This window comes from Burkholderia sp. L27(2015) (assembly GCF_009765705.1).
Lineage (GTDB): Bacteria > Pseudomonadota > Gammaproteobacteria > Burkholderiales > Burkholderiaceae > LMUX01.
The window spans coordinates 66,442-92,323 of sequence record NZ_LMUX01000009.1; the positions used below are offsets into that span (position 1 = coordinate 66,442).

A 25,882-nucleotide genomic window follows, 5' to 3' on the forward strand; every position below is an offset into this window, starting at 1 on the left:
CGCTTCGCTTGACTGCGCAGCCCAGTGAGTGTGGCTACCGCGACGCAATTTGACATTGAAACACCCTCTTCCCATAATGTATGTGATCAAACACATACAAACGAATTCCCTGTGAAAGCACCTCCAGCGCAACTCGCGTCAGCGACCAAAATCCGGCAGCGCGACAGGCAGGCCACCGAAGATGAACTGGTTGCGGCTGCGGCCGTCGCGTTTGCCGAACGAGGTTATGAAAAGGCCACGACCCGAAGCATTGCCGAGGCGGCCGGCTGTTCGGAGGGCTTGATCCAGCGCTACTTCAACGGCAAGGAAGGGCTGCTTCTTGCTGTCCTCAAGCAGCAAGACAGCGAGCGTCGAGACCAGTTTTTCGGACGGCCGCTGTGCTCGTCCATGGAGCAGGAGGCGCGCGAGGTGCTGCAGCATGGCATTTCAGTCATAGCCGAACGCTCGGAGAGACTTCGCATCGTCTTCTCGCGCCTATTGCTGGACCGTACGTTCCAGTCGGATTTACAACGGATATCGACGCGTCCACATGTCCAGAAAGCCCTCAAGGAACGGCTATTGCGGTGTGTAGAGGCCGGCATCGCTGATCCGCGGCTCGATATGGACGTGATGACCGAGCTACTGCTGAGCCTCATTTTTCAACTGGGCTTCGTGCATCGCGAACTGCTGCAGATGGGACAAGCGGAGATCGACAAGTTGATCGATGGATACGCCGTCTTCTTCGCTCGTGGCATGGCAATTATTCCGCCGGATAAGCGCGAAACTCCAAAAAGGTGCAAGCAAACATGAATGAAGTCGATCCTGAGGTCAACGCGGGACAGCGCGCACCTGTGCGCCGTCGGCACTGGGTGCTGATCTGCATCGCGATTTTGCTGGTCATTGTCGTGGCGCTGGTTGTCACCCGAAAGCCGAAGACCGGTGCCGGCGATGCAGCGGATCAACCTCAGCCCGTCACCATCCGTACGGCGACGGCGCGTCTGGGCAACATGGGCTTGTACGTCGAGGCGCTCGGTACCGTCACTCCGGTTGCGACAGTCAATATTTTCAGTCAGGTCAACGGCACGGTGGAAGCGGTTCATTACGCGGAAGGGCAGATGGTGCGCCGTGGCGACCCGCTGATCGACATCGACCCCCGCAGCTACCGGGCGCAGTTGCAGGAGGCGCAAGGCACCTTGCAGCACGACCGCGCCGTGCTGGCGCAGGCTGTGATGGACCTGGCCCGATACAAGGAAGCGTCGGATCAGCAAGCCATCGCGCGCCAGACCTACGACGACCAGGTCCAGGCGGTCGAGCAGTCTCGCGGGACGGTGAAGAACGACGAAGGGCAAGTGGCCTATGCAGAGGTCCAGCTGGCCTACTGTCATATAACCGCGCCCATTTCAGGGCGGATCGGTTTGCGCCTTGTGGACCCAGGCAACGTGATGTTCGCGGGTGGCTCCACATCGATCGCCGTCATTACGCAATTGCAGCCGATTACGGTCGTGTTCAACGTGGCGGAAGACAACCTCGAACAGGTCCACGATGAAATCTTGCAGCGGGCGTCGCTTCCTGTCGATATCTTCGATCGCTCACAGCAAACGAAGATTGCGACAGGCAAGCTGCTGACGCTCGACAATCAGATCGATACCTCCACGGGCACGGTGCGTTTTCGCGGCCAGTTCGACAACGCCCGGCTGAACCTCTATCCCAATCAGTTCGTCAACGCTCGCCTGCTGGTCAAGACCCTGACGAACGTGGTCCTGCTGCCCACGGCGGCGGTGCAGCGCAATGGCACCCAGGCGTTCGTCTACGTAGTGAGCGGCAATACCGTGAAGATGCGTAACGTGACGGAGCTGTCCACGGAAAACGATATGGCCGCCTTAACCGGCGTTGTCGATGGCGATGTGGTGTCGGCGACCAGCTTCGACAAGCTCCAGGATGGCTCCAAGGTCACCGTGCAGCAGGCAGCGGGGCCGCAGCCTGCTGGGCCCGCCAGTTCGGCCGCGAGCATAGAGGCCGGCTCGAAGTCATGAGTCCGTCCCGACTCTTTATCGTCAGGCCGGTTGCTACGGCGCTGCTGATGATCGCCATCCTGGTGATCGGGCTCGCGTCCATGCCGGGCCTGCCGATTTCGGCGTTGCCCGAAGCGGATTACCCGACCATCCAGGTGAAGACCTTCTACCCGGGCGCGAGCCCGGACGTGATGGCTTCGGCCGTGACCGCGCCGCTTGAACGCCAGTTCGGCCAGGTTGCAGGTCTGTCGCAAATGACGTCCACGAGTTCCGACGGAAGCTCGGTGATCGTGTTGCAATTCGCGCTCTCGCTCAATATCGACGTGGCGGAGCAGGAGGTGCAGGCCGCCATCAACGCGGCCAACAGCTACCTGCCGACCGACCTCCCTACTCCGCCGGTCTACAGCAAATCGAATCCCGCCGATGCCCCCATCATCACGCTGGCGCTGACTTCGAAGGCGATGCCCTTATCGGCCATAGAAGACCTGGTCGACACGCGCCTCGCGCCCAAGATTTCCCAGTTGAGCGGCGTGGGCCTGGTCACGATCAGCGGCGGCAACAAGCCGGCGGTGCGCATCCAAGCCAATCCCGTCGCGCTCGCCTCGTACGGCCTGAACCTCGAAGACCTGCGCACTGCCCTCACCAGCACGACGGTCAATTTGGCAAAGGGTACGTTTGACGGCCCTGCGCAGGCGTTCCAGATCAATGCCAACGACCAGTTGCTTTCGGCGGCGGGTTTTCGCGATGTCGTGGTTGCCTACAAGAACGGCGCGCCCGTCATGCTCAGCGACGTGGCCCGCATTACCGACGGTATCGAAAACGCGAAGCTCGCAGCGTGGAAGAACGACACGCCGGCGATCCTCGTCAATATCCAGCGGCAACCGGGTGCCAATACGATCGCCGTGGTCAACGAGATCGAAGCGCTATTGCCCAAGTTGAAGGCCACGCTGCCTGCATCGGTGGAAACCACCGTGCTCACGGATCGCACAACCACGATCCGCGCGTCGGTCAAGAACGTCCAGTTCGAACTACTCCTCACGATCTGCCTGGTCATCCTGGTGATCTTCGTGTTCCTCAGGAGCGTAGCGGCGACCCTTATTCCGACCGTCGCCGTGCCACTGTCGCTGGTAGGCACGCTGGCTGTCATGCATGTGCTGGGCTATAGCATCAACAACCTGACCATGATGGCATTCACGATTGCCACCGGCTTCGTGGTCGACGATGCCATTGTGATGATCGAGAACATATCGCGCTTCCTTGAAAAGGGCATGTCGCCCATGGAAGCGGCGCTGGAAGGATCGCGCCAGATTGGCTTCACGATCGTTTCGCTAACCATCTCGCTGATCGCGGTGCTGATTCCGCTGCTGTTCATGGGCGAGATAGTCGGCCGGCTCTTTCGCGAATTCGCGGTGACGCTAAGCGTGACGGTGCTCATCTCCGGGGTGGTGTCGCTCACGCTGACGCCGATGATGAGTTCGCGTCTGCTGCGTCACAAGCCGCCTGAAGAGCAAAGCCGGTTCTACCGATGGAGCGAGGACCGCTACAACCGCATCATTGCCGCGTATGGTCGCAGCCTGCGCTGGGTGCTGGATCACGAACGCGCGACGCTCCTGGTGGTCCTGGCCACGTTGATCCTGACCGTATTCCAGTACATCGAGATCCCGAAGGGTTTCTTCCCGGTGCAAGACAGCGGAATCATCCAGGGCGTGTCGCAAGCACCGGAATCCATATCGTTCGAGGCCATGGCGCGCAAGCAACAGCAGTTGACGGCCGAGATACTGAAGGACCCGGCGGTGGCGAGCTTGTCATCGTTCATCGGACAGGACGGGATCAATACCACGCTCAATAGTGGCCGCGTCCAGATCAACCTGAAGCCGTATGCCGAACGCAACGTGAGCGCCGGCGAGGTGATCGATCGCCTGCAAAAAAGGCTGGGCAATGTGCCGGGCATCCGCTTGTTCATGCAGCCTGTGCAGGACCTGACAGTTGATGACCGGGTGAGCCGCACGCAGTATCAGTACACGCTCGAAGACCCGGATATGGCCGAGCTCAATGAATGGACCGGGCGTGTGGTCGCCAAACTGCGGACCTTGCCGCAATTGGCCGATGTGGTGACCGACCAGCAGAACAACGGCGTGAGCGCGGCCCTGACCTTTGACCGGGCGACGGCATCGCGCCTGGGCATCACGCCTGATCAAATCGATTCCACCCTCTACGATGCATTCGGCCAGCGCCAGATCAGCACGTTGTACACGCAGTCGAATCAGTACCACGTGATCTTGGAAGCCCTGCCCGAGTTCCAGAGCAATCCATCTCAACTCAACCGTATCTATATTCAGGGAAGCACGGGTTCCGGCAGTGCAGGCGCCGCGCAGAGCACATCGGGGCGGACCTCGCTGAGTTCGGTCGGGACGGTCTCGACGCTGGTCGCCTCGACCGCGCAGAGCCTCTCGGCGGCGACACCCGCGACGGTGTTATCGCCGCGCTCGTCTTCTTCTGGCTCGAGCGGTTCGTCAAACGGGTCCTCAGGTGGCTCATCCGGCGGTTCGTCCAGCAGCTCATCCAGCGGCTCGTCAGGCAGCTCGTCAGGCGGCTCCTCGAATAATTCGACGTCGGCGCCCACTCCGGTTCCGCTGGGCGCGTTCAGCCACTTCGTCATCCATGCGTCGCCTTTGAGCATTTCTCATCAGGGCCAGTTTCCGGTGGTGACGATCTCGTTCAACGTAGCCCCCGGCGCGTCGCTAGGCCAGGCCGTCACGGCGATCCAGAAAGCACAGGGCGAAATCAACATGCCGGCGAGCGTGCAGTCGAGTTTCCAGGGTACAGCGGCGGCCTACGAAACCTTTGGCGGGAACGAGGCGCTATTGATCTTCGCCGCGCTCGTTGCGGTCTACATTGTCCTGGGGATCCTCTACGAGAGCTTCATTCATCCGGTCACGATTCTGTCCACCTTGCCTTCCGCTGGTGTGGGGGCGTTGCTTGCGCTGCGGCTTTTCCACGAGGATCTGGGCATCATCGCGGCGATCGGCATCATCTTGCTGATCGGCATTGTGAAGAAGAACGGCATCATGCTGGTCGACTTTGCCCTCGACGCACAACGCACGCGTGGATTGAGCGCGGTCGAGGCAGTTTTCGAGGCGTCGCAACTGCGCTTCCGGCCGATCCTGATGACCACGCTGTGCGCGCTTTTTGCCGGATTGCCGCTCGCCTTCGGCACGGGTATTGGTGCGGAATTGCGCCGGCCGCTCGGGATCGCGATGGTCGGCGGCCTGCTGCTGAGCCAGGCGCTGACCCTCTATACCACGCCGGTGATCTACGTTTTCTTCGATGCCCTAGCGAAGCGCTTCCGCCCACGCGGCGCGCGTTCGTTCGGACAGCAACCGGTCGATGAAACGTGATCAATATCTCGTCGCCCTTCATCAAGCGTCCGGTGGCGACGACCCTGCTGGCGCTCGCCATTGTCATTGCGGGCGCTATTGCGTTCAAGCAGTTGCCGGTCGCTTCGCTCCCGCAAATAGACTTCGCGACCATCACGGTAGCCGCGCAGCTGCCGGGCGCCAGTCCCGAGGTCATGGCATCTTCCATTGCAACGCCGCTCGAGCGCCAGTTCGGTCACATTGCAGGGGTGACGCAGATGACGTCTTCGAGCACCCTGGGCGTGACATCGGTGACGCTGCAATTCGATCTCAGTCGTGACGTGGATGGCGCCGCCCGAGACGTGGAAGCGGCGATCAACGCGGCGCGCACGAACTTGCCGGCCAACTTGCCATCCAACCCAACGTACAGGAAGATCAATTCGTCCATCGCGCCGATCATGATCCTGAACCTGACCTCGGATACGACCGACCGGGGCACGTTGTACGACATCGCTTCGTCTGTCATAGAGCAAAAAATCGCGCAGCTCCCAGGCGTGGGCCAGGTGCAGGTGGTGGGTAGCTCGCTGCCGGCTGTGCGTGTGGACCTTAATCCTACGCAGCTCAACAGCTATGGCATAGGTACGCAAAACGTGGCGCAGGCTTTGTCGGTGCAGAACTCGAACCGTCCCAAGGGGCAGTTCAGTGACGGCATGACCACCGCGGACATCACGGCAAACGACCAGATTTCCAAAGCGAAGGATTTTGCGCCGGTGGTCGTGGGCACGAGCAACGGCCGGGTGATACACCTGAGCGATGTCGCGCACGTGTACGACTCGGTGCAAACGCTGCGCTCGGCGGGCTATGTGAACGGCAAGCCGTCGGTGATCTTGCTGGTTTTCCGGCTGCCGAACGCGAACGTGATCGAGACAGTGGACCGGATCAAGACGCAACTGCCGGCCATACGCGCGTCGCTTCCCGCAACCGATCACCTGCAATTGATGCTGGACACGACCACCACGATCCGCTCCTCGGTCAACGACGTGGAACGCACGCTTGCGCTTTCGGTATTGCTGGTGATTGCGGTGGTGTTCGTGTTCCTTCGCAGCCCGGGCGCCACGCTGATTCCGGGCGTGGCGGTGGGGGTGTCGCTGATCGGCACGTTTGCTGTTATGTACCTGGCAGGTTATACGCTCGACAATCTATCGCTGATGGCGCTGACGGTATCGACTGGTTTTGTGGTCGACGATGCCATCGTGGTCATGGAGAACATCACGCGGCTGATCGAACAGGGCGTGCCGAGTTTTCGCGCCGCGCTGCGTGGGACTCAGGAAGTGGCGTTCACCGTCATTGCCATGAGCTTGTCGCTGATTGCGGTGTTCGTGCCCATTTTGTTTATGGGCGGGGTTCCGGGCCGCTTGTTCCATGAATTCGCGTACACGCTGGCTACGTCGGTCATCATCTCGATGGTGGTCTCGCTCACGGTTACTCCAGCCATGTGCGCATTCCTCCTCAAGCCGACCCGAGAAGAAGCGCATGGCCGGTTGTATCGGGTAAGCGAAGCCGGGTTCGACGCTATTCTTTCGGGTTACCGCACCACGCTCGGATGGGCTATCAGGCATCCGCTGATCGTGGTCATGAGCCTGGTGTTGACGCTCGTGCTCAATGTGGTCCTCGCCGGAAAAGTGAACAAGGGGCTTTTTCCGCAACAAGACACGGGCACCATTTTCGGCGGCTTCCAGGGTTCGCAGGACGCTTCTTTCCAATCGATGAACCGGTCGTTGATGGCAATCCAGAGCGTGGCGCAGCAAGATCCGGCGGTCGAGAACGTAGCGGGGTTTACGGGCGGACAGGGTGGCGCGGGCGGTGGCGCGAGCAACTCGGGCTTCCTGTTCCTCACGCTCAAGCCCCGGGCCGAGCGGGATGTTACGGCCACTGAAGTCGTGGACAGGCTGCGTCCCAAACTTAACGCGCTCGCTGGGGCATCGACGTTTCTGCAAGCGGCGCAGGATATAGGCGTGGGCGGCCGGCAAAGCAACGCGCAGTATCAGTACCAGCTTTCGGCGGATACGGTCGATGCATTGAGCGTATGGGCTCCCACGCTCTATCACGAGATGCAGAAGATGCCGCAGATCAAGGACGTCACGACCGATCAGCAGAACAGCGGCCTGCAGATACTGCTTAATTACGACCGGGTCTCGGCGGCGCGGTTCGGCATTACTCCCCAACTGATCGATAACGCGCTCTACTACGAGTTCGGCGAATCGCAGGTGTCGACCATTTATACGTCGCTCAATCAGTATTACGTGGTGATGGAAGCGAGCCCTCCGCTGTTGCGTTCGCCGTCTACGCTGAACTCGACTTACGTGCATGCGTCGGGCACCGGTGCTGTGCCGCTGAGTGCGTTTACTACCGCGAAGCCGTCGGTTTCGCCGCTGTCGGTCAACCACTCGTCGTTCTTTCCTTCGGTGACGATTTCCTTCAATCTCGCGCCCGGTGTGTCGCTGGGGCAGGCAACGGCGCTGATTACTCAGATGCAGCGGCGGCTTGGTACGCCCGCGAATATCGTGACGCAGTTCGCAGGGACCGCGCAAGCGTTCCAGAGCTCTCTGGCGAGCGAACCGTTTCTTGTGCTGGGTGCGATCCTCACTATTTATATCGTGTTGGGCGTACTTTATGAAAGCTTGATTCATCCGATCACCATTTTGACTACGCTGCCATCGGCGAGTGTCGGGGCGATGATCGCGTTGATCCTGTTCCATAGTGAACTCGATGTTATCTCGTTGATCGGTATCTTTTTGTTGATTGGAATCGTTAAGAAGAATGCGATTCTGATGATCGACTTTGCGTTGCAGGCGGAACGGCTCGAAGGCAAGAGCACTGAGGAAGCGATCTTTGAAGCTTGCATGATGCGGTTTCGGCCTATCTTGATGACGACCGTGGCTGCGGCGTTGGGCGCGTTGCCGCTCGCAATAGGACATGGTGCTGGGTCGGAGCTTAGGCGTCCGCTGGGTATCGCGATTGTTGGCGGGTTGATCTTTAGCCAGATTCTTACGCTTTACACCACGCCCGTGATTTATCTTTATTTCGATCGGATGAGCCAGTGGTTCCATCGCTGGCGAGGGCGCAGGCGTGGCGTAGCTAGCCGATATCCGGCGCAACAGTAGCTCATGGCTTTGTGGTTTTTATGACTTATATGGCACTGCACATCATGAACAAGCGAGTGGAATGGAACGGCGGCATCGCACGCTTCCGGTGCGGGGCCTCCGTGCTCTTGGCATTGATGCTGGCACAAGGCTGCACGGTGGGGCCGGCGTATGTTCGTCCTTCGGTTGCTACGCCCGCAACGTTCAAGGAGGCGGCGGTTGCGGTAGCGCCTGACGGAACGATCTGGGCGCCAGCGAGACCGCAAGATGCTGCGCTGCGTGGAGCGTGGTGGAAGATCTATAAGGAGCCGGAACTCGATGCGCTTGAGGACCAGCTAAACAGCTCGAATCAAAATATAGCGCAGGCTTATCAGAACTATATGGCGGCGAGGGCGCAGGTCAGCGCGGCGCGTGCGAGTTATGCGCCGACCGCGACGGTTCAACCGTCGTTCACTCGCTCTGGGTCACCGCTTGTGTCGAGCGGGGGCGCCACGAGCCTGTTTGGCTCCGCGACGTCGCTGGCTGGGCTCAGGACTACCAGCAATAACTACGACTTTCCGCTTGATGTTTCGTGGGAGCCGGATCTGTGGGGGCGTATACGCAATACGGTGAAGGAGTTTGCCAACGCCGCGCAGGTTAGCGCGGCGGATCTTGCTAACGAAAGACTTAGCCAGCAGGCGAGCCTTGCGCAGGATTACTTCCAGTTGCGCGGGCAGGATGAATTGATCGCGCTGAATGAGCGGACTATCGAGGCGTATAGGAAAAGTCTTCAGCTTACGCAGGTGCTGGGAAGGACGGGGATAGATAGCGCGCAGTCGGTGGCGCAAGCGCAGCTCAATCTGAAGACTGCGGAGGCGTCTGCTACTAATCTTGGCATTGCGCGTGCTCAGTATGAACATGCGATTGCGTTGCTGGTTGGGCAGCCGGCTTCGTCGTTTTCGTTACCGGCGCGGCCGCTGACTACGGCTGTGCCGGTGATTCCGGTTGGTGTGCCGTCGGAGCTTTTGCAGCGGCGCCCGGATATTGCGGCGGCTGAGCGCACTATGTCTGAAGCTAATGCGTTGGTCGGGGTGGAGACGGCGGCGTTTTATCCGACTATTAGCATTTCGTTGTCCGCTGGCTTTGAAAGCCCGACGCTTGCAAACTGGTTTGCGTGGCCGGCGAGGTTTTTTTCTATCGGGCCGTCAGCGTCCGAAACGTTGTTCGATGGGGGATTGCGTACCGCGACGGTTGCGCAGTACAAGGCGCTATATGAGGGTGATGTGGCGGCGTATCGTCAGGCTGTGCTGACGGCTTTCCAGCAGACTGAGGATTATCTGGCCGCGCAACGGATTCTTGCTACGCAGTTAGAGCAGCAACGCGATGTGGTGGCCGCGGCTCAGCACTATTACGATCTTGCGGCGGTGCGCTATAGGACTGGCGTGGATACGTATCTGAACGTGTACGTGGCGCAGACTGCGCTGTTTTCTGACCAGCAATCCATGGTGACGCTGCGGGTCCAGCAGATGACCAGCAGCGTGCAGTTGATCGAAGCATTGGGGGGCGGGTGGGACGCGACTCAATTGCCGTTGGAAAAGGATGTGGCTTCCACGCGGTAAGGTGGAACATTGGGAGCTTAACGTCGCGCGAGTCACTGAACGGCAGGGGCTTCTTTGGTGATGGAGAGCTGTATGGCACCGCTCTTGACGCTTTCGCTGAGATCGTAGACCAATTGGCCTGCGGCGTCGGGGTGGAATTGGACTACCGTAGAAATGGCTGTGTGGCCTAGCTCCTGGTAGCAGAGGATTTCTAAGGCGCCGGCGGGTGTGGTACGGATATAGAGCGGGCCGTTGACGGGGATTTGGGTGGCGTGGGCGAAGTTTTCGGCGAAATCAAGTTGCTGGCTCATGATGGCTGTCCTCTGGGTGTCGAGCTATTGTGTGCATATATTCTATATGCGTATATGGAATATTAACACTCGGACCATAGAATCCACAACATGGCCCACCCTCTACATGATCCCCGTTACCAAATCCTAGCCAAAGTGCTTGGCGACCTGCGCAAACAGCATGGTTTGCTGCAACAGGATGTCGCCGAAAAAATCGGTCGGCCACAGGCGTTCGTCTCGAAATACGAGAGCGGGGCCAGGCGCCTGGATCTTGTGGAATTTCTTGAGATCACGGTTGCGCTCGGCGCTGATCCGCTTGCGGTGATGAGGAAGTTTATTGCGGTGACGGATGTAGCGAAGACGTTGCCTCGGTAGGGGCGAGGTTTGCGCTCTGACGCAGTCGAATTGGGCGCTTTGATGATCTGGTGTTGATTTTCAGCTTCGCCTGATTGCAATTTGGCCAACCCGAGTTGAAACACAGTGGAAGGGGCTCCTGCTCATTTCGACCGATCCTAACGGCCGAGCAGCCGTCGGCGGCATCCTTCGACGAATGTCCGCTTTCAGCGTGTCTGGAACATCCGAACGAGAAAATCCGCGCCGTCTGATGGCAGTCGGCTAATGCCGAAGGCGGATGTCGCTGTACGACACGCTTCGGACATTGAGAAGCTAGCATCACATCAACGGCGGCTTCGGGGGCCAAGGGTCGTCCCCAGTGACGCTCTACTTTGCCATGATAGTTTTGGTATGTTTACTACGTCGCGACTTCGAAGCTGGTCCGCCGCTCTGGACACATTAGACCCAGACCAAAACCTGAGGGCTGGCTGAACATGAAGACCTTCGCCAAGTTTCAAATCAAGTGACTGATGGCAAAGTAGTAGCACGCCGAGGGGTTACCGACATAACGCAATCGCGGGGTGCAATGTTTCGAGAAGCTGCGCATACCTCCTAAGGCCGAATCTCAAACATTTAGTATGGGACGACGGAAAAAATGTGAGCAATATCTGTGGCTGATCCAGCTCATGTCGTGACACAAAAAATGTGGCCATTTACAAGGATTTTCAAGATATCAACCTAAGTTTGATTGACAAGGGGTGAGTTATGACGCCGCTGATAAAAAGGCGAGTGCGATGATCGCCAAGAAATACCATCATCCGTGATGAACTTCTTGTAGGAACTTGTCGATGCTGGCGAGGGTATCTGACGAAATTCACCATCCGTAGACGTCAGTCAAGTATCTGCCTCGCTTAGCGCTTTGGACAAGTGCATGAGTGGAACAGTTATCATAATGTGGAGGGCTCGTGATAGCGAATAAAGTGTAGGTTTAACCGATATCGTTCCGCCGTCGAGCCTAGAACTGAGATGGCCGCGACCGACCGATTGAATCCGTGCATCAAGGAGACGTTTAGTGCCCCGCACCTTAGGTGTTTCGAGTGTCCGACGAAATGAAATTTGATGGGTCATCCGTCGCGACACAATTGGCCGTGATCGCTACAGGACTTCCGTGCCAGAGCGATAAAAAAGGTCGTAAGATAGAGGCGGTTACTATCGACACCATAACGTCGAACAAGCTGGATTTTTTATTCAATTTGTAGCATCAACATCGAATTCCCGGTTCCAGTGAAATAACTATATTGGATGGGCTCGTAGAGCTCTTCTAGGGCTCAAAACTCCTCAATCTAAAGCTTTGGCTCGGGCATAAATGTATTTAGGGGGGACCTCACTGAAAAGAGTGTTCGCGTTTCCAATCCTGCGTCACAAGATCCCATTCCCATGGATGAGAAGAAAACACTGGTTGTAGGGTCTCTGCGGCACGATCATGCGACAGCGGTGCTATGGCCGAATTTGACCTCTGTGAACGTCTTAGACTTCGACACTGTGGTTCTTTTTTTGCCAAGCCTAGACAGTAAGACGATTTCTAATATCGGAAGACAGACGCTATTTGAGTTGCAGCATACCTTTTCGCATTTTTTGAAATCGGACGGCGAACTTGTCGTTCTGGGAGCCCCGCCCCTTTCTAATGACGCCAACGAAGATGCGCAATGGTTATGGTGTCCGGTGCCAATCGTGTCGTTGGCCCAAAAAGGCGACACGATCGAGAAAATCAGCGACGATTTTGATGGGCTCCTCAGCCGACTCAAGTCATGGGACTGTGTGTATCGATTGCATCCGAATAACCCCGGTCAAGTTTTGGCGATGATCTTGTCACAAGGGCTTGCACAACTGGCGTTTGAGTACCGACCATACGCGTTGAATCGTGCGAAGGGGATATTGGCCGCGCAATACACGTATTACACGCCAATCCGGGGCGAACGGCACGATTGGCCCGGGTCGGTAACAGTATTACCGCACTTTCCAAATGACGAACCGCATTTGATCGTCGCGACGACGTTGGTGGATCTTTTAGGTAAACCTCAATCGGAGAGCGCCCCGGACTGGCTATCATCTATTTCGATGGCGTCAGTGTCCCCGATCGATGCGCGTCTAGCCAGACTTCGGCAAGAGATAGCCACACTCGGTACTCAAGTCGAGCAGCAACTAGCCGAGAAAGCAAAAATGGAGCGCTTTAAGCGGTTGCTACACGTTTCGAGCTTCGAACTTGAAGAGCTGGTAGCCGAGTGCCTAACGCTTCTGGGTGCGACGATCAAGCCGGCACGCTATTCTCAAGAAGAGTTTGTCATGGAGGTGGATGACGCTGTGTTCCTGGCAGAATGTAAGGGCGTCTCGAAGAGCATCTCTCTGCAGCATCTTCGGCAAGTTCAGGACTACGTGCTCAAGTATGAGGAAGACGAGCTCACGCCCGGGAAGGGAATTCTGTTCGGAAATGCTTGGCGTGACCTGCCGCCGTGTGAGAGGGACACAAAAGACAAGCCCGTATTTCCCGCCAATGTTATAGAGAGGGCGAAGCAATTTGGGGTGTCTTTAGTGTCAACCATTGATCTGTTCCAAGCCTTCTCCCGGTTTCTAAACCATGAAGTGTCCGCTGCAGCAATACTCACCCGGATAACAAGCGCGAACGGCATTGCGGACCTCAGTGACTTCGACATTGGCTAGAAGGCCGCTCCGTCCGAACCAGCACATTGATTCGTCTGCTAGCTAGCAGATCACAAGCAGATACACTCGCTCAACACGACATGAGGTTTCACAAAACGCGGTAAGCAGCGCGCTTATCCGTGCACAATCCCCTATTGCAATCCATTCGCGACGATCAGCGCTTCCGGGGGGCGGCTACGTCAATGTAGCCGCCTAGGCATCAACATGCCCGGCACCGCCTGCTCGCCGCGTCTGCCGGACAAGGCTAAGGCCATCGTCATTGCTGAGCAAAGGGCTTCAATTTCGGTGCTTCAGCGACGCATGTCCCTGGACGGCGAGCCCGCGGGCAGCGTGATGGCCAGTCTTTAGGCTTTTGGAGTCACGCTTTCGGTCAGGGATGGTCTGCGAGACCTGATGCCGACATATCAGATCTCGTCTACACGGAAACACGTTCGCATCACTTGGAAGGAATTCGAGACCACCCGTTTCTTCTGGCCCGCCTTTGAGGATATTTCATGGCAACGTTTGGACGCTGCGCGGATCAGTGACCCTGCACGGCTAGTCGCGAGGCATCGCCGTACCGACTTTTGGTCAATTCTCCTGCTCGTCCGGGTAAGTTTCCTGCGGAATTGTGACCCATCCCGTGCGGGAGATGCCGTGAGAGAGGCATACGTTTCGGCCTTCGGTCGCCGCAAAGTGCGCGCCGCGATGAAGCATTGCCCGGACGACGGACTTTCGCGGGTGATCCTCGTCAGCTTTCGCTGAACTACATACCGCGCTCCATGTTGTTGTTCGTGGCATGCTCGGCAGTCGCTCGCCCAGCCAGCGATCAAGGAGTTCGGTATTGACGTTATGTCGTCCACCGTGGTGGGGCACCTGGAAATAGCCAATGCCTGGAAGAGTGAGACCGACAGCGGGCGCGAAGTTCGCAGCCTCAGCAAGAGCATCTCGGCCAGCGTCCCCTGTCAGAAGGATCCGCTTGCCACTGAGGTTCGCGTACTGAATGACGCTCATTTCGTTTTCGCTACTGGTCCCGTCGGCCGGAAAGTACTCGTCGCCCCAAGCCGATTTGATAAAGGTCGTTACGGCTTTGAGCACCTTGAACAAACCATCAAGCACTGACGTCGCCGCACTCTCCTTCACTGCCTCGGGCGTTTTTTCGGACGCGACGATAAGATCGAGGTAACGAGCTTTGGTCGGTGCAAGAACGGTGAATGCGCCAATTTTTGCGCCCTGCATTGGATCCTCTATTGGGATTCCTTTCTCAAGCGCTATGTCTTCGAGCATCGCAGAAGCTGCGTAGGTCGACCGCAGTTTTTTACGAAGCGCGTCTACCGAGGTGTATGTCTCGAAACGATGGATCAGTTCTTCCGCGTAGAGCCACGGACGATTCATCCAGAGAGTTCCGACGACGCAGTCTTCCAGCACTTTGCGCAAACCGTTCGCATGGTCCTGATCGGGATGTGTCAGTACCACGTGATCAACAGTTGTAGATGCATAGTGCGTGGCCATATGCAGAACGAGTTTTTCGCCCGTTTCGATGTAGCCGCCGTCGACGACATGAATTCGAGTAACGTTGTCTTGTGAATATCGTATTGTGATTGCATCGCCGCTCTTGGATGTTTCAACGTCCAGAAAATCGATTTCGAAGAAGTCCGCCACGTTAATCCTTTTCTTTAGTCACTGCGAAGGCTTCCACGATTGTGAGGAAGCGCCAGAATCCGTGGCCGACCAGGGTCGTGGATGCTTAAATGGGTTAAGCGTGCTCACTGCACACTCAACCGATTGTCTTATCACCGGAGAAGCCTTCGTCATTTCACGAATCGGCTCCTCAGAATGGGTCGTAGCAGCTCACGATTCGGCGGCGGCGGCCGGAGGCGTGTTCTTCTGTTTCGGGATGACGAGCAGCGCTTCATACAACCGGAGTGCGTAGGAAACCCCTGCCTGCTGTACCGTCCGTGGCGTGAAGTGGAACAGCCACAGTGTGGCGAATCCTAGCGACAGTAATAAAACGAGTCCCTCGGACAGCGGCACGTCTTCCATCCGCGTGAGCTCAACGATTGGGCGATGCATCGAAAGCACGCCAGACTTGCCCAGTGCCGCCAGCGCCGCAAGCAAGCAGGTTGCAAGTCCGAACCAACGCGAACCGTATGCATTGCGGTTGTAGCCGTACGCGGTCAACTCTTTGAAGAGGAGCGGAAACTTCGTAGTGTTGTTGGTGAGTGGCCTGAGCGCATTAGCGGCAGCCTCGTAAGCGCCGTCGGCTGAGGCAGCATCTTCAGCTTCTTCCATAGCGCTCGGGATTGTCAGAAGCAATTTCGTGCGGACCAAATCGTGATACCGCAACTTGGTTTGATTCGCGAGGCGTAAGTCACGGTGGCGAAGCAGCAGCGTTGTTGGCTGCGCTTCCCACCTTTTGTATAGACGGACCTGCGCACGTTGGCCCCATGTTCGAACGATCGAAGCTAGGGCGTAGGGGCCGCCGCAGAACATCAACAACGACGACAAACTGACAACAACAGGGTGCTGCGAACCCCATGTAAGTATCACAAATGCGATGGCTGGAATAAGCACCAGCAATGCCGGAAACAACCGCGCTTTTAAATCGTATGGATCCAGCAGCTTTGTAAGGTGGGTGTGGATGGCGATCATTGCGCGGCAGAGCGCCGCCTCCCCATTAATAAGTATTTTTCTAAGCAAACACTGCTTCGCAAACGTAGTGTAGCGTTTGATCCCCCTTTTAGGTGGATTACGCGATCGGCGTTGAGTCGTGGTTATCCCTGATGAGGTGACACCGCTAAGATAGGCGGGCTCCGGAAAACGAAAATACTGGGCGAATCACCATGCTCATTTGTTGCGCCAACGGCTAGCTTTTTAAAACTCAATCACATTTTTTTCGTATCCATAGCGGCACCTCCATTGGCAATTAGCTCAAGCTGAAACTTTCTTACGGTTCGCCGCACTGAATTTGCTTCTTGGTATTTTTGAATGCATGCCACTTTATTCTGGGTGTCGAGATCACTTGGCTCCGCCCACTTAAGTCGACTCTTCGCGTTGTATTTTGGTGAGTGGGCTCTGCCGAGTGGCAATCGGCAGTACAACCGCTTACCGAAAGAGTAGCGGGATGCTAAAAAAATATAAAGCTCAGCGATTTTTGCGCCGACTTTTGTTGCCTCGTAATCTATCGGCTACGTTCTATTTTACAGACTCCGAATCCAAAATGCCCTCGTTTGTGCGCCTCTAATGCCCGAACGAGTCTTGCTGTGGCATCCTGTAGTCGATTGGACAATATGGAGAGGGGCGTGACACAAAACATTTTCGTTTTTACTGCTGGCGATCCGGAAGCCAGAAAACATCTCGACGTCTCAATCACGCGGCCTATAGACGCCACGACCGTGCGCGAGAATGTTGGGCCGGAACATTTGGAGGTGCTTGAAAAAATTAGTCGGGACGAGGGGCTTTATGCCTGGGGAGCGGTTCCCGGCAAGATGAACAATAGTTACTACCCAGCACTTGAAGTTGGGGACTGGATGTTGTGCGTGTTCGGCGCCAAATATCGCTTTGTGGCAAAGGTCGTATACAAAGTGGATAGCATTAATTTAGCTCGAGCGCTGTGGGGGCAAACAGACGACGGCAAGACTTGGCAATATATGTTCTTTCTTTCGAGGCCGATACCCATCGAAATACCTCTTTCTGTGCTCAACGCCTATCTTCCTAAACAGTTTTTTGGCTTTGCACGTGTTGGTGACGACAACCACTCAAAAATACTGTCTGAGTTTGATTCTCTCGACGAATTCGTGCATACGATGCTGTTAAATCGACCCGAGTCCTCGATCGAAATCGGGAACCGGGAATCGAATCCAGCCACGTCCGCACCCACCAACTATTTCCTCATTCGCTCAAACGCGGATACGCACTGGGGTGATTTGGAGGGAAATACCTATCGATTTGGGACGAATGTCCCGAATCACAAAAAATTGCTCGGCGGCGCGTGGGTAATCGTTGATCGTAAGTCAAAGAATGGCGCTGAAATTTTTGGCTTCGGGCGACTGGGTCCCGCGACGACGCGAGATCCTAGCTCGGGCGAGTCGCCCGCGCACAAATACTTCGAAGCCAAATATATAGACTGGTCAGGGGTATCCCCAGCGCGGCCACTGCCCGCGGATCTGAGCGTACGATTGACGAAGCAAGCAGGCTATAACGTCCAACACGCGATAAAACCGCTATCGGCGGAATTATACGAGGCGATCCTTGAGGGTGTGAAGGACACCCGACAAGAGTTTCACGTCGGGAATTTAACGCTACGGCTGAACGCATCCGACGTCAGGAAAGCCTATGAGAAAAGTGAAACGCTGTTGCCGCCCCTGACCGATAGGGATGCCTACTGGGTGATTCGAATTGGCGATGCACCAAAGGTCGTTGGCGCGGTATTTGCGCTGCTTCCCGGAGTAACCAACGATGCAGTCTATACGGACGTACAGGCGAAACATGTGTTCGAGAAACTCGGGTTCAACTGCGTACTCGAGGGCTATTCTTCGCACTCCACCGCGGATCAGCTATGTTTAATTGGAACATCAAAAGAGCATCACTGGCTTTTGGCTGCACAGAAGCTGATCGAGGAAACAGGCGCGTTCGCTTCGTGGTGGAGCTTTAAAATCCCAGAGGCCGTGGGTCGAGACCTCGGTGCCACTTTCTTTTTGTACATTAACGCGGGGTACGGACGAATTACACATCGTTTGCAATGCGATAGGTATGTCAGTTCGCCCGGACTTGAGGGACTCATCAGTCCCTGGACCGAACACACCCCGCCGGGGCAGCGTGGACTTCGGCGCGCGGGGCCCAAACAGAGTGAAATATTTAAGACTTGGCTGTTGGTCCGAAAAATCGACGAGTTGGAACCGCCACTAGCTATCAGCGCTTTCTCGGCGGTAGAGCCGTGGTCAAAGCCATCGAGCTTGTTAAATCAAAATGCCTTCGGGTTTGCGCGGTTCGGGCAGGAGGAAATCGAAGCTCCTCCCGTTGAGCCATATTCAATCGATGACGCCCTGGCCAACCTATTTATCGACAAACCGGTTTTCGAGAAGGCGCAGCGACTCCTGTCGATCAAGAAAAACGTAATCTTGCAGGGTGCCCCCGGAGTCGGAAAAACATTCGTTGCAAAACGACTTGCATATGCGACGATTGGATTCAAAGCCGCGGACCGAGTAGAGACGGTTCAGTTTCACCAGGCATACTCGTACGAGGATTTCATTCAAGGTTTCCGGCCCAAGCGCGACGGCAGCGGCTTTGCCATACGAGATGGGGTTTTTTATCGATTTTGCGAAAAGGCGCGAGATAACCCAGATGAAAAATTTGTTTTTATCATCGATGAAATAAACCGTGGAAATCTTGGCAAAATTTTCGGTGAACTCCTCATGCTTATCGAGGCCGATAAGCGTAGCTCAGAATGGGCTTTGCAACTTGCCTATGCCGATGAACATGACGACAAATTCTACGTCCCTGAAAATATTTTCATAATCGGGTTAATGAATACGGCCGATCGATCACTTACAGCAATTGATTACGCCTTGCGTCGACGATTCGCATTTATTCCTATAGTCCCAGGCTTCGGGCACGATAAATTTCCTGTTTTCTTGCAAGAACTCGGATGGTCCGAGGCTTACGCGAAGCATATCGTTGACCGTTTCGAGGCATTAAACCAAAAAATAGTTGATGATTTGGAGCTTCGCGAAGGATTTTGTCTTGGTCATAGCTATTTTTGCACGTCAAAGCCCTCGTCGCTCTCCGATGAAGATTATTATTTTCAGATTATAGATGCTGAAATTAGGCCCTTGCTCAACGAGTACTGGTTTGATAAAAATCCGTCAGATATAGAGTCAATTGTTGATGATCTTTTCCAATGATCCCGATACAAAATATGTATCTTATGCTTTGCTATGCATGGGATAAGTTAGATTCGTTAAAGGATATCAAAACAGGTGGATTGGAAGTTGACAATCTAGAAAATCTTCTCTGCCTCATGCTTGCTGACGGCGTCGCATCGCTACTTAAACGTGGACTACATAGCGAATATGTGGAGCGTACAGACGACATGTCAACGCTTCGAGGTCGGGTCGAGCCCGGGGAGTCCATACAGCGTATGCTTTTCGAACGCGGGATGGCGCGTTGCACTTATGACGATTTGTCTGAAAACATCCTATATAACCAAATAATCAAAACGACATTGGGCAATTTTGTACACTGCCACTCCGTAGACGCAAAGCTTCGCACTAGACTTTTGAAATTTCAGCCTAAACTAGCGTCAATCTCTTCGATCGTGATCGATCATAACGTCCTTAATCGAGCTCGAAAACTCTGTCCCACAGGGATCTATGCATTCATATTGGAAGTGTGCCGATTGGCGTTCGATCATTTGGTGCCAGAGCCAGGAGGAGTTGGATATCGAGCTATCGATTATTTCAGGGATGAGAAAAAGATGTGGCGTGTTTTTCAGGACTTCGTATTTAATTATTTCAGAATTGAAGCGAAACACTACAAGGTAACAAGCTCGCATATCAAATGGGACACGCCGCCAAATATTGACGCGTACTTACTTCCCCGCATGCGCACCGACGTTACGTTGGTGAGCGATACGCGTCATATAATTCTCGACACAAAATATACAGCTGAATTATTCAAAAAATATTTTAAAAAGAGCTCGCTGCGCTCCGAACACCTGTATCAGATATTAACTTATGTGGAACAGCAAGCGGGCCCCAACGTCATCTCCGGTCGCCCCGTTCCAGAGGGCATTCTTTTGTATCCCGCGGCGTCGCATCATATCGACGTCAGTTATCAAATCAAAGGACGAAACCTCAGGATCGCAACGATCGATCTAACAAAGTCTTGGGAGCAAATAAAGGGTACTCTCAATGCGCTGGTGGCCTAATTGGCTTCCAAGCCCGCTGTCGCTTGCTTTTTACCGACAAACCGCATGCCGTATGGACTTATTGTTCTTAGTCTTCGTACTCAGAGTATTTTCGCGAGTCACCCCGCACTTTGTAGGCTGGATACTTTAACCGGTTGAGAGCCATTTTTTCCAGCACAGCCTGGAAGAGATCAACTTCCATCTTATCGGCGAGCTGAACCAGATAGACTAAAACGTCGGCCATCTCATGACGGATCGCTGTTAGGCTCGCTTCGTTAAGCTCGCTCTTGTTACCCGAAACAAGCCATTGAAAAGGCTCTAGTAACTCGCTCGCCTCCACGCTGAGCGCTGTCGCCAGATTCTTAGGAGTGTGGAATTTGTCCCAGTCGCGCTCGCCAACAAACTGGCGAACGAGTTCGCGCAACTCCACTAGGTCACTTCGCAATTCAGATTTTTTCACGTTGCTGCTCCCTGACGCTTGTCTGGAATTATTGATGCCGTCGAGGGCATGGGGGCGTAGGACGTCGGTTCGCGCTCGTCAGCCTTTGAACCTAAAGGATACAAGGAGCGCCAGTCTCAGCGCCGTCACTCGATATCGATAAAAAAGGCTAACTCACCGGTAGAGGCGCTTAGGTAAACCTGTAGCGGAATTATTTTTTGTATTGCGTAGCGGACCGAGGCGCGGTGGTAAGACCACCCTACGAGCGAAAGAAATAGAGCCGCGGAAAAATCGATCGATGAGAAGTGTATTTGACTGAGTGCGGCTGTGTTTCGCCAGCACAGGTATGCAGATGCATAAATGATCGCCAACGCAAACGAGATTGACATCTCGCAGATAAGCCGTTTAGAGCGATAACGAGAAATGCGTTTATCTAGCTCTTTTGAGATCGCGTCATGGACAGACGTTCTTAAATCCTTGTCCGCGAGGTCCATTGCGGTGATCGATCGCTCCATCCAGCCGTCGATTTTGGAGAGGACCTTGCTCACGCCATACGATCGCTTTAGGCCCGACTTGAAGAGATAGTCGTTCAGTAGTGCGAGAAAAAAGGCAGGAAGAATATATAGTGCGCCGACGAGCCAAAATTGGCCAGTGTCGAAGCCTACGAGACCCTTGATTCCGACGTCCTTAAGAGCGACGATTGGCGAGGATGCTGAGTTGTTGTCCATCCGAAAAAGAATCACCGCCGTTGCAATAACGAAGACAAATTGACCCATTGGGACGATGCTCAATATCGTCTCTAGACATTGCTCCTTGATTTTGTCAGCCGCTTTTTCGGTCATGGAATGATGCTGAGAAACTGAATGTCACCTGCATTTGGATCGAATGCATCGTATTCAATTATTGGACATGCGACGATAGTCATCTCCTCTTCGTTCAGATACGGCACCAATTCTATCAAATCAGCCTCTGATTGAATGTGGATGATCATGTCTTTGTTATTGATAAAGTTTGTAAATTTTCCTTTGAAATTTGATTTTTGATGCCCACGATCTAGCGCCCTTAAACTTCCTCTTATCGTTACCGGTGCTCCGAGCCTTCTGTGACCCACGATGCGGGAAAAATTGCTGGCTATAACTGAGTCGAATTCGAAGGTTTGTGTGCCCTCGATTTCGTCTGCTTTTAATGCAAGCTTTAGATTTGCATCTTCGATTTTCCGTACTGGCGTAAGCATGTGATCAATATTCTTCGTTATCGACCGATCACCGTAGGCCCGCGTCGCTTGAGGATCGGGTGCGTTGAGGAAGTCTTCGTAGTCTTGGGGCTGAACGATGGTGTTCAGTAGTTGACCTTTTACACCCTCGATTTGGTGCGCTATAGCGTATATTTCTTGATCGGCGCCTGCGACAGCTTGCTCATACGGATCTTTGATTGCTTGTATCATGCGCCGGACTATTGGGCCACCATGGTCAGACAGAAAATCAATTACAAAGCTGCCTTCATACGCTTCACCGACGATGAAGTCCGCGTTGGTATAGTCGGCGACTCGCAACCTCGCATGCTTAAACACTTGCCCAAAGCGAATGTCCAAATACGCTCTATCCACTGTTGCCTGAATGCTGGTCATAGACCGGCTTAACGTGCGAACCGTTACGCTATGGGGACCGTATAGCAGTCCACCGTCTAATGTGAGTTGGATGCTCGCGGCCATTTGAATTTCTTCTCTGTGTGATTTGATCGGCGAGCTATCCGAGGCAATTCACCCATGTTCGCGGCAGAGTATTATTCTGCGGCAGCTGAATTTCCTCGGTGCTCATCGGAAAAAGCATTGTAGAACATTAGGAAATTTGCGGGGCAAAAAAAAGTTAAATTGCTTGAGAATTGTTTAACTCTAGCAGGCTCCGAAGGAGTGAAACTGCAGCAGCGCCGATTATAAAATTGGAGAGTTTTGGATATTTGAAGTGCGCAGTGGAGATTATCGTAGGTTTGATCTCAAAGGGTATTTTACGGTTTGTTCGCGCGAATTAGCGCCTCCGAAAATATTCGCGCATGATCTGAATTAATTCTTCGGTTGTTATTTCACTCCGTACGACTCGTTCTTTTTGCTGTTGTTCGAAAGCGTCCGAGTCATAGCCTTCTAGCTGAAAAATGGCATCGGCCGTTTTAAAGGCATCTCGGAGTTTCTCCTTCTGGTGTGAGTCGTTCATATTGAACTCGCGTGCAGCATACAGATGCGAAGCTCTGAATTACGATCAATGTCGTCGAAGAATATAGGACTGTCGTCGTTTTTCGTTTTGGATGGTGATCGATGGTTTAGTCGCTTCGGCTATAGAGGTTTTTCGGCGTGGAGAATTGCTTGGACGTGTTTGTGACGAGCCATTTGTTCGTCGATTCTGTGTATGTTCCGTTGAACTGTATCGTATTCGGCTTTGATTTCATTTGGATCGATTTTTCGGCGATCGTCGCTGAGCGACCGTTTTAAACGAATTAAGACTGTCGCGGTTTCGTCGTAGTTCTAGTGTCGGCATGTCTTCATGAACCGCGATCTCAGCGTCTCTCAGACGTTCTGCAAGGTGCCTCCGTTCGCGGCAGGCCTTTAGTCCCGCTGTGTCTTGTTCACTGATTGTGCCTATCGAGCGTAAGACGTTGCCGCTAGCGATATACAACCGTTCGGAAGTGTCTAGTGCATCAATTTCCCAGCCATCTGCTGGTCGCCTCTTCGGCCGCTTTACGCTCCAAAAGCATTTCTTTGAAGTAGCGTGTGCTCGACGGCTGCTCAGCACCATGTATGGGAAATCCCTCGTCTTTCGGTGCGATGTGGCCGTATCGCGGATCGGTAGCGCCGGTCGCTAGCCAGAACGCGTCAAAAACTTACGACCCTTGAGATCAATACGCGTAGCGGTATATCGCAGAAAAGCGGTCGACCGTACACCACGGGGGAGGCTCAATGCATCTTGGAGCAGTCGACGGGCGGTGTTTCGAACGTCGTGGTCGGCGTGATCAACTTGCCGGAAGCCTTGGCCGGGGCATGCATCGCTGATGATGACAGAGCACTACGCTCGTGAGCGAAAGGGTGACAAAGTGGGATCGACGAAATAGTGTGGGAAATAGGAGACTGAGATGATTTGCCCCTTAATGCCAAGCTGCTCTATGATGGTTGCGAGTGGGGCGGATCGGTTTTGGGATCCTTATTTGTGAACGTTTTTTATGTGAGGCGCCCAGCATGGGATTTTTTGATGAAGCTGGAATTATTCTGTCGAGCCTGCCGACGTTCGTGGCGATGGTGGCGGTGTTCGCTGGCGGGTATATGTTGGCGGTTTTTGTGGCGGATTATTTCTACTGGCCGTTCTGGACCGCGGCTGCAATGCTGATGGTCTTGTTGATTGGCTGTCTTCTTGTCACGCAGGGATGGGATCTTCTGCATGAGTCGTTTGGTGACTCGTCGCGATACTTCGAGGACGTGCGGTATGGTGTGTCGTCAGAGCAGTTGTGGTTGGTACTTAAAGTTAAGCTGACAGCGGCCGTCGTGGGTATGGGCGCTGGAGTGTTCTTTAAGTCTAAGTTCAGCGATTGATGCTGGTGAGATAGCGCTCCAACCATGGTTGGAGCGTTTTTTGCGGAGCGGTGCTTGATTTCCGGAGCGCGGAGACCTACGGATTAAGAGTCCGTAGGCCAAAAACGCAGAGACGGCATTCGTGAAATGTAGGCCGGCGAGCCTATCCGTTTCTTTGTGTGTGAGGCATAAACTGGCAACGTAAGGAGGCCTGTTATGCCACGCAAACAGAAGGAAGACGTGATGATCGAGCCGGGTCAGGGACTCAATCTGGACCCGGAATTGATCAAGCAGCTGGTGCCTGGAATGTTGGATCGCTCGACACTGGAGGTACAGCTGCGCGCGCTCAAGAAGGCGATATTCGAGCGCGCGCTGGGCGCCGAGATGAGTCATCACCTCGGCTACAACAAGGGCGAGGCCAAGCCGGCCGAGCTGGCCAATTACCGCAACGGCAGCAGCCGCAAGCGCGTCACGACCGACGACGACACCGTCGAATTAGAAATCCCCAGAGATCGCGAAGGCACATTTGACCCGGTTTTGATCGCCAAGGGCGAGCGCCGGTTCAAGGGCTTTGACGACAAGATTATCGCCATGTATGCCCGTGGCATGACGGTGCGCGAGATTCAGGGTTTTCTATTGGAGATGTACGGCATCGAGGTGTCGCCAGATTTCATCAGCACGGTCACCGATGCGGTGGTCGAGGAAGTGCGGGAGTGGCAGCAACGCCCGCTCGATGCCATGTATCCGGTGGTCTTTTTCGATGCGTTGCGTGTCAAGATTCGCGACGAAGGTACCGTGCGCAACAAGGCGATCTACCTGGCCTTGGGCATGCGCCGCGATGGCACACGGGATGTTCTGGGAATCTGGATCGAACACAGCGAGGGCGCCAAGTTCTGGCTACGCGTGGTCAATGACCTCAAGATCCGTGGCGTGCAGGATATCCTGATCGCAGTTGTGGACGGACTCAAAGGCTTTCCAGAAGCGATCAATGCCGTGTTCCCGGAGACGACCGTGCAAACCTGTATCGTTCATCTGATCCGCAATTCGCTGGACTTTGCGAGCTGGAAGGACCGCAGGCAAGTTGCCGCAGCACTGAAGGAAGTCTATCGAGCGCCAACGGCTGAGGCTGCCGCACAAGCGCTGGAGGACTTCGATGCAGGTCCATGGGGCCGCAACACCCACCGATTGCAGCCCTGTGGCGCCGGGTCTGGGAACAGGTCATTCCGTTCTTCGCGTTTCACCCGGACGTGCGCAAGATTATGTACACGACAAACGCGATTGAGTCGCTGCACATGCAGTTGCGCAAGGTCATCAAGGCACGCGGACACTTCCCAACCGACGAGGGGGCCCTCAAACTGATCTGGCTGGCATTGCGCAACATCATTGCCAAATGGACCGGCACCCGACATGATTGGAAAGGCGCCATGACCCAATTTGCATTGCTTTACCCGGAGCGTTTCACTATCGCGCTATGAGATTCACAACCGCCTCACACACAGAGATTCGGATACGTCCAGGCCGGCCGCAGTAACTTTGTCTCACAGTCGCAAAACTGTGGCGCCAGTCGTACTTACTCTGGCGCCATACAACTGCACA

17 protein-coding genes and 1 pseudogene are annotated in these 25,882 nt (G+C 54.8%); 11 read left to right on the top strand and 7 right to left on the bottom strand.

Features of this window, described 5'->3' with window-relative positions:
• Positions 1 to 30 precede the first annotated feature (30 nt).
• From GSQ77_RS05085 to GSQ77_RS05105, 5 genes are read left to right on the top strand one after another with little or no spacing between them, the layout of a single operon-like run.
• Positions 31 to 789 (top strand): TetR/AcrR family transcriptional regulator, encoded by a 759-nt coding sequence (locus tag GSQ77_RS05085; protein ID WP_216854856.1) that lies wholly within the window; start codon positions 31 to 33, stop codon positions 787 to 789.
• Positions 786 to 2,012, top strand: a complete 1,227-nt coding sequence (locus tag GSQ77_RS05090; RefSeq protein ID WP_158899712.1) for an efflux RND transporter periplasmic adaptor subunit — start codon at positions 786 to 788, stop codon at positions 2,010 to 2,012. Before GSQ77_RS05085 ends, GSQ77_RS05090 begins: the two co-directional genes overlap by 4 nt.
• The gene (locus GSQ77_RS05095; RefSeq protein ID WP_158899714.1) at positions 2,009 to 5,389 is read left to right on the top strand and encodes an efflux RND transporter permease subunit; all 3,381 of its coding nucleotides are present in this window, start codon (positions 2,009 to 2,011) and stop codon (positions 5,387 to 5,389) included. The genes GSQ77_RS05090 and GSQ77_RS05095 overlap by 4 nt, the downstream gene beginning before the upstream one ends.
• Positions 5,386 to 8,511: an efflux RND transporter permease subunit gene (locus GSQ77_RS05100; protein ID WP_301951139.1), complete on the top strand. Its 3,126-nt coding sequence runs from the start codon at positions 5,386 to 5,388 to the stop codon at positions 8,509 to 8,511. Before GSQ77_RS05095 ends, GSQ77_RS05100 begins: the two co-directional genes overlap by 4 nt.
• 44 nt (positions 8,512 to 8,555) lie before the next feature.
• Positions 8,556 to 10,088, top strand: a complete 1,533-nt coding sequence (locus GSQ77_RS05105) for an efflux transporter outer membrane subunit (protein ID WP_158899716.1) — start codon at positions 8,556 to 8,558, stop codon at positions 10,086 to 10,088.
• Positions 10,089 to 10,120: 32 nt separating this feature from the next.
• On the opposite strand, the gene GSQ77_RS05110 is transcribed toward GSQ77_RS05105, so the two are convergent.
• Positions 10,121 to 10,378, bottom strand: coding sequence for a hypothetical protein (locus GSQ77_RS05110; RefSeq protein ID WP_158899718.1), 258 nt, complete (start codon positions 10,376 to 10,378; stop codon positions 10,121 to 10,123).
• A 90-nt stretch (positions 10,379 to 10,468) separates the two neighbouring features.
• On the opposite strand from GSQ77_RS05110, the gene GSQ77_RS05115 reads away from it, so the two are divergent.
• Both GSQ77_RS05115 and GSQ77_RS05120 read left to right on the top strand, forming a co-directional pair.
• On the top strand, positions 10,469 to 10,732 hold the full coding sequence (locus GSQ77_RS05115) for a helix-turn-helix domain-containing protein (protein WP_158899720.1): 264 nt from the start codon (positions 10,469 to 10,471) through the stop codon (positions 10,730 to 10,732).
• Positions 10,733 to 12,127: 1,395 nt separating this feature from the next.
• On the top strand, positions 12,128 to 13,408 hold the full coding sequence (locus tag GSQ77_RS05120) for a hypothetical protein (RefSeq protein ID WP_158899722.1): 1,281 nt from the start codon (positions 12,128 to 12,130) through the stop codon (positions 13,406 to 13,408).
• A 570-nt stretch (positions 13,409 to 13,978) separates the two neighbouring features.
• Here GSQ77_RS05120 and GSQ77_RS05125 read toward each other — a convergent pair.
• Positions 13,979 to 15,049 (bottom strand): ComEC/Rec2 family competence protein, encoded by a 1,071-nt coding sequence (locus GSQ77_RS05125; protein ID WP_158899724.1) that lies wholly within the window; start codon positions 15,047 to 15,049, stop codon positions 13,979 to 13,981.
• Between the two features lie 189 nt (positions 15,050 to 15,238).
• Positions 15,239 to 16,039 carry a hypothetical protein gene (locus GSQ77_RS05130; RefSeq protein ID WP_158899726.1) on the bottom strand — a complete coding sequence of 267 codons (801 nt, stop codon included), beginning with the start codon at positions 16,037 to 16,039 and terminating at the stop codon, positions 15,239 to 15,241.
• A gap of 650 nt (positions 16,040 to 16,689) precedes the next feature.
• On the opposite strand from GSQ77_RS05130, the gene GSQ77_RS05135 reads away from it, so the two are divergent.
• Both GSQ77_RS05135 and GSQ77_RS05140 read left to right on the top strand, forming a co-directional pair.
• Positions 16,690 to 19,290: an AAA family ATPase gene (locus GSQ77_RS05135; RefSeq protein ID WP_158899728.1), complete on the top strand. Its 2,601-nt coding sequence runs from the start codon at positions 16,690 to 16,692 to the stop codon at positions 19,288 to 19,290.
• Complete coding sequence (locus GSQ77_RS05140) at positions 19,287 to 20,315, top strand: hypothetical protein (protein ID WP_158899730.1); 1,029 nt, start codon at positions 19,287 to 19,289, stop codon at positions 20,313 to 20,315. Before GSQ77_RS05135 ends, GSQ77_RS05140 begins: the two co-directional genes overlap by 4 nt.
• 67 nt (positions 20,316 to 20,382) lie before the next feature.
• On the opposite strand, the gene GSQ77_RS05145 is transcribed toward GSQ77_RS05140, so the two are convergent.
• The 4 genes from GSQ77_RS05145 to GSQ77_RS29380 all read right to left on the bottom strand — a co-directional run bounded on the left by GSQ77_RS05145 (position 20,383) and on the right by GSQ77_RS29380 (position 22,940).
• Positions 20,383 to 20,754: a nucleotide pyrophosphohydrolase gene (locus tag GSQ77_RS05145; protein ID WP_158899732.1), complete on the bottom strand. Its 372-nt coding sequence runs from the start codon at positions 20,752 to 20,754 to the stop codon at positions 20,383 to 20,385.
• 125 nt (positions 20,755 to 20,879) lie between these two features.
• Positions 20,880 to 21,575, bottom strand: a complete 696-nt coding sequence (locus GSQ77_RS05150; protein WP_158899734.1) for a hypothetical protein — start codon at positions 21,573 to 21,575, stop codon at positions 20,880 to 20,882.
• Positions 21,572 to 22,360 carry a hypothetical protein gene (locus tag GSQ77_RS05155; protein WP_254067447.1) on the bottom strand — a complete coding sequence of 263 codons (789 nt, stop codon included), beginning with the start codon at positions 22,358 to 22,360 and terminating at the stop codon, positions 21,572 to 21,574. The genes GSQ77_RS05150 and GSQ77_RS05155 overlap by 4 nt, the downstream gene beginning before the upstream one ends.
• Before the next feature lie 397 nt (positions 22,361 to 22,757).
• Positions 22,758 to 22,940 (bottom strand): antitoxin VbhA family protein, encoded by a 183-nt coding sequence (locus tag GSQ77_RS29380; RefSeq protein ID WP_254067449.1) that lies wholly within the window; start codon positions 22,938 to 22,940, stop codon positions 22,758 to 22,760.
• A gap of 1,016 nt (positions 22,941 to 23,956) precedes the next feature.
• Here GSQ77_RS29380 and GSQ77_RS05160 point away from each other — a divergent pair.
• Together GSQ77_RS05160 and GSQ77_RS05165 are read left to right on the top strand one after the other, a co-directional pair.
• Complete coding sequence (locus GSQ77_RS05160) at positions 23,957 to 24,307, top strand: hypothetical protein (RefSeq protein ID WP_158899738.1); 351 nt, start codon at positions 23,957 to 23,959, stop codon at positions 24,305 to 24,307.
• A 195-nt stretch (positions 24,308 to 24,502) separates the two neighbouring features.
• Positions 24,503 to 25,761 (top strand): annotated as a pseudogene (locus GSQ77_RS05165) (IS256 family transposase).
• Positions 25,762 to 25,882 lie beyond the last annotated feature (121 nt).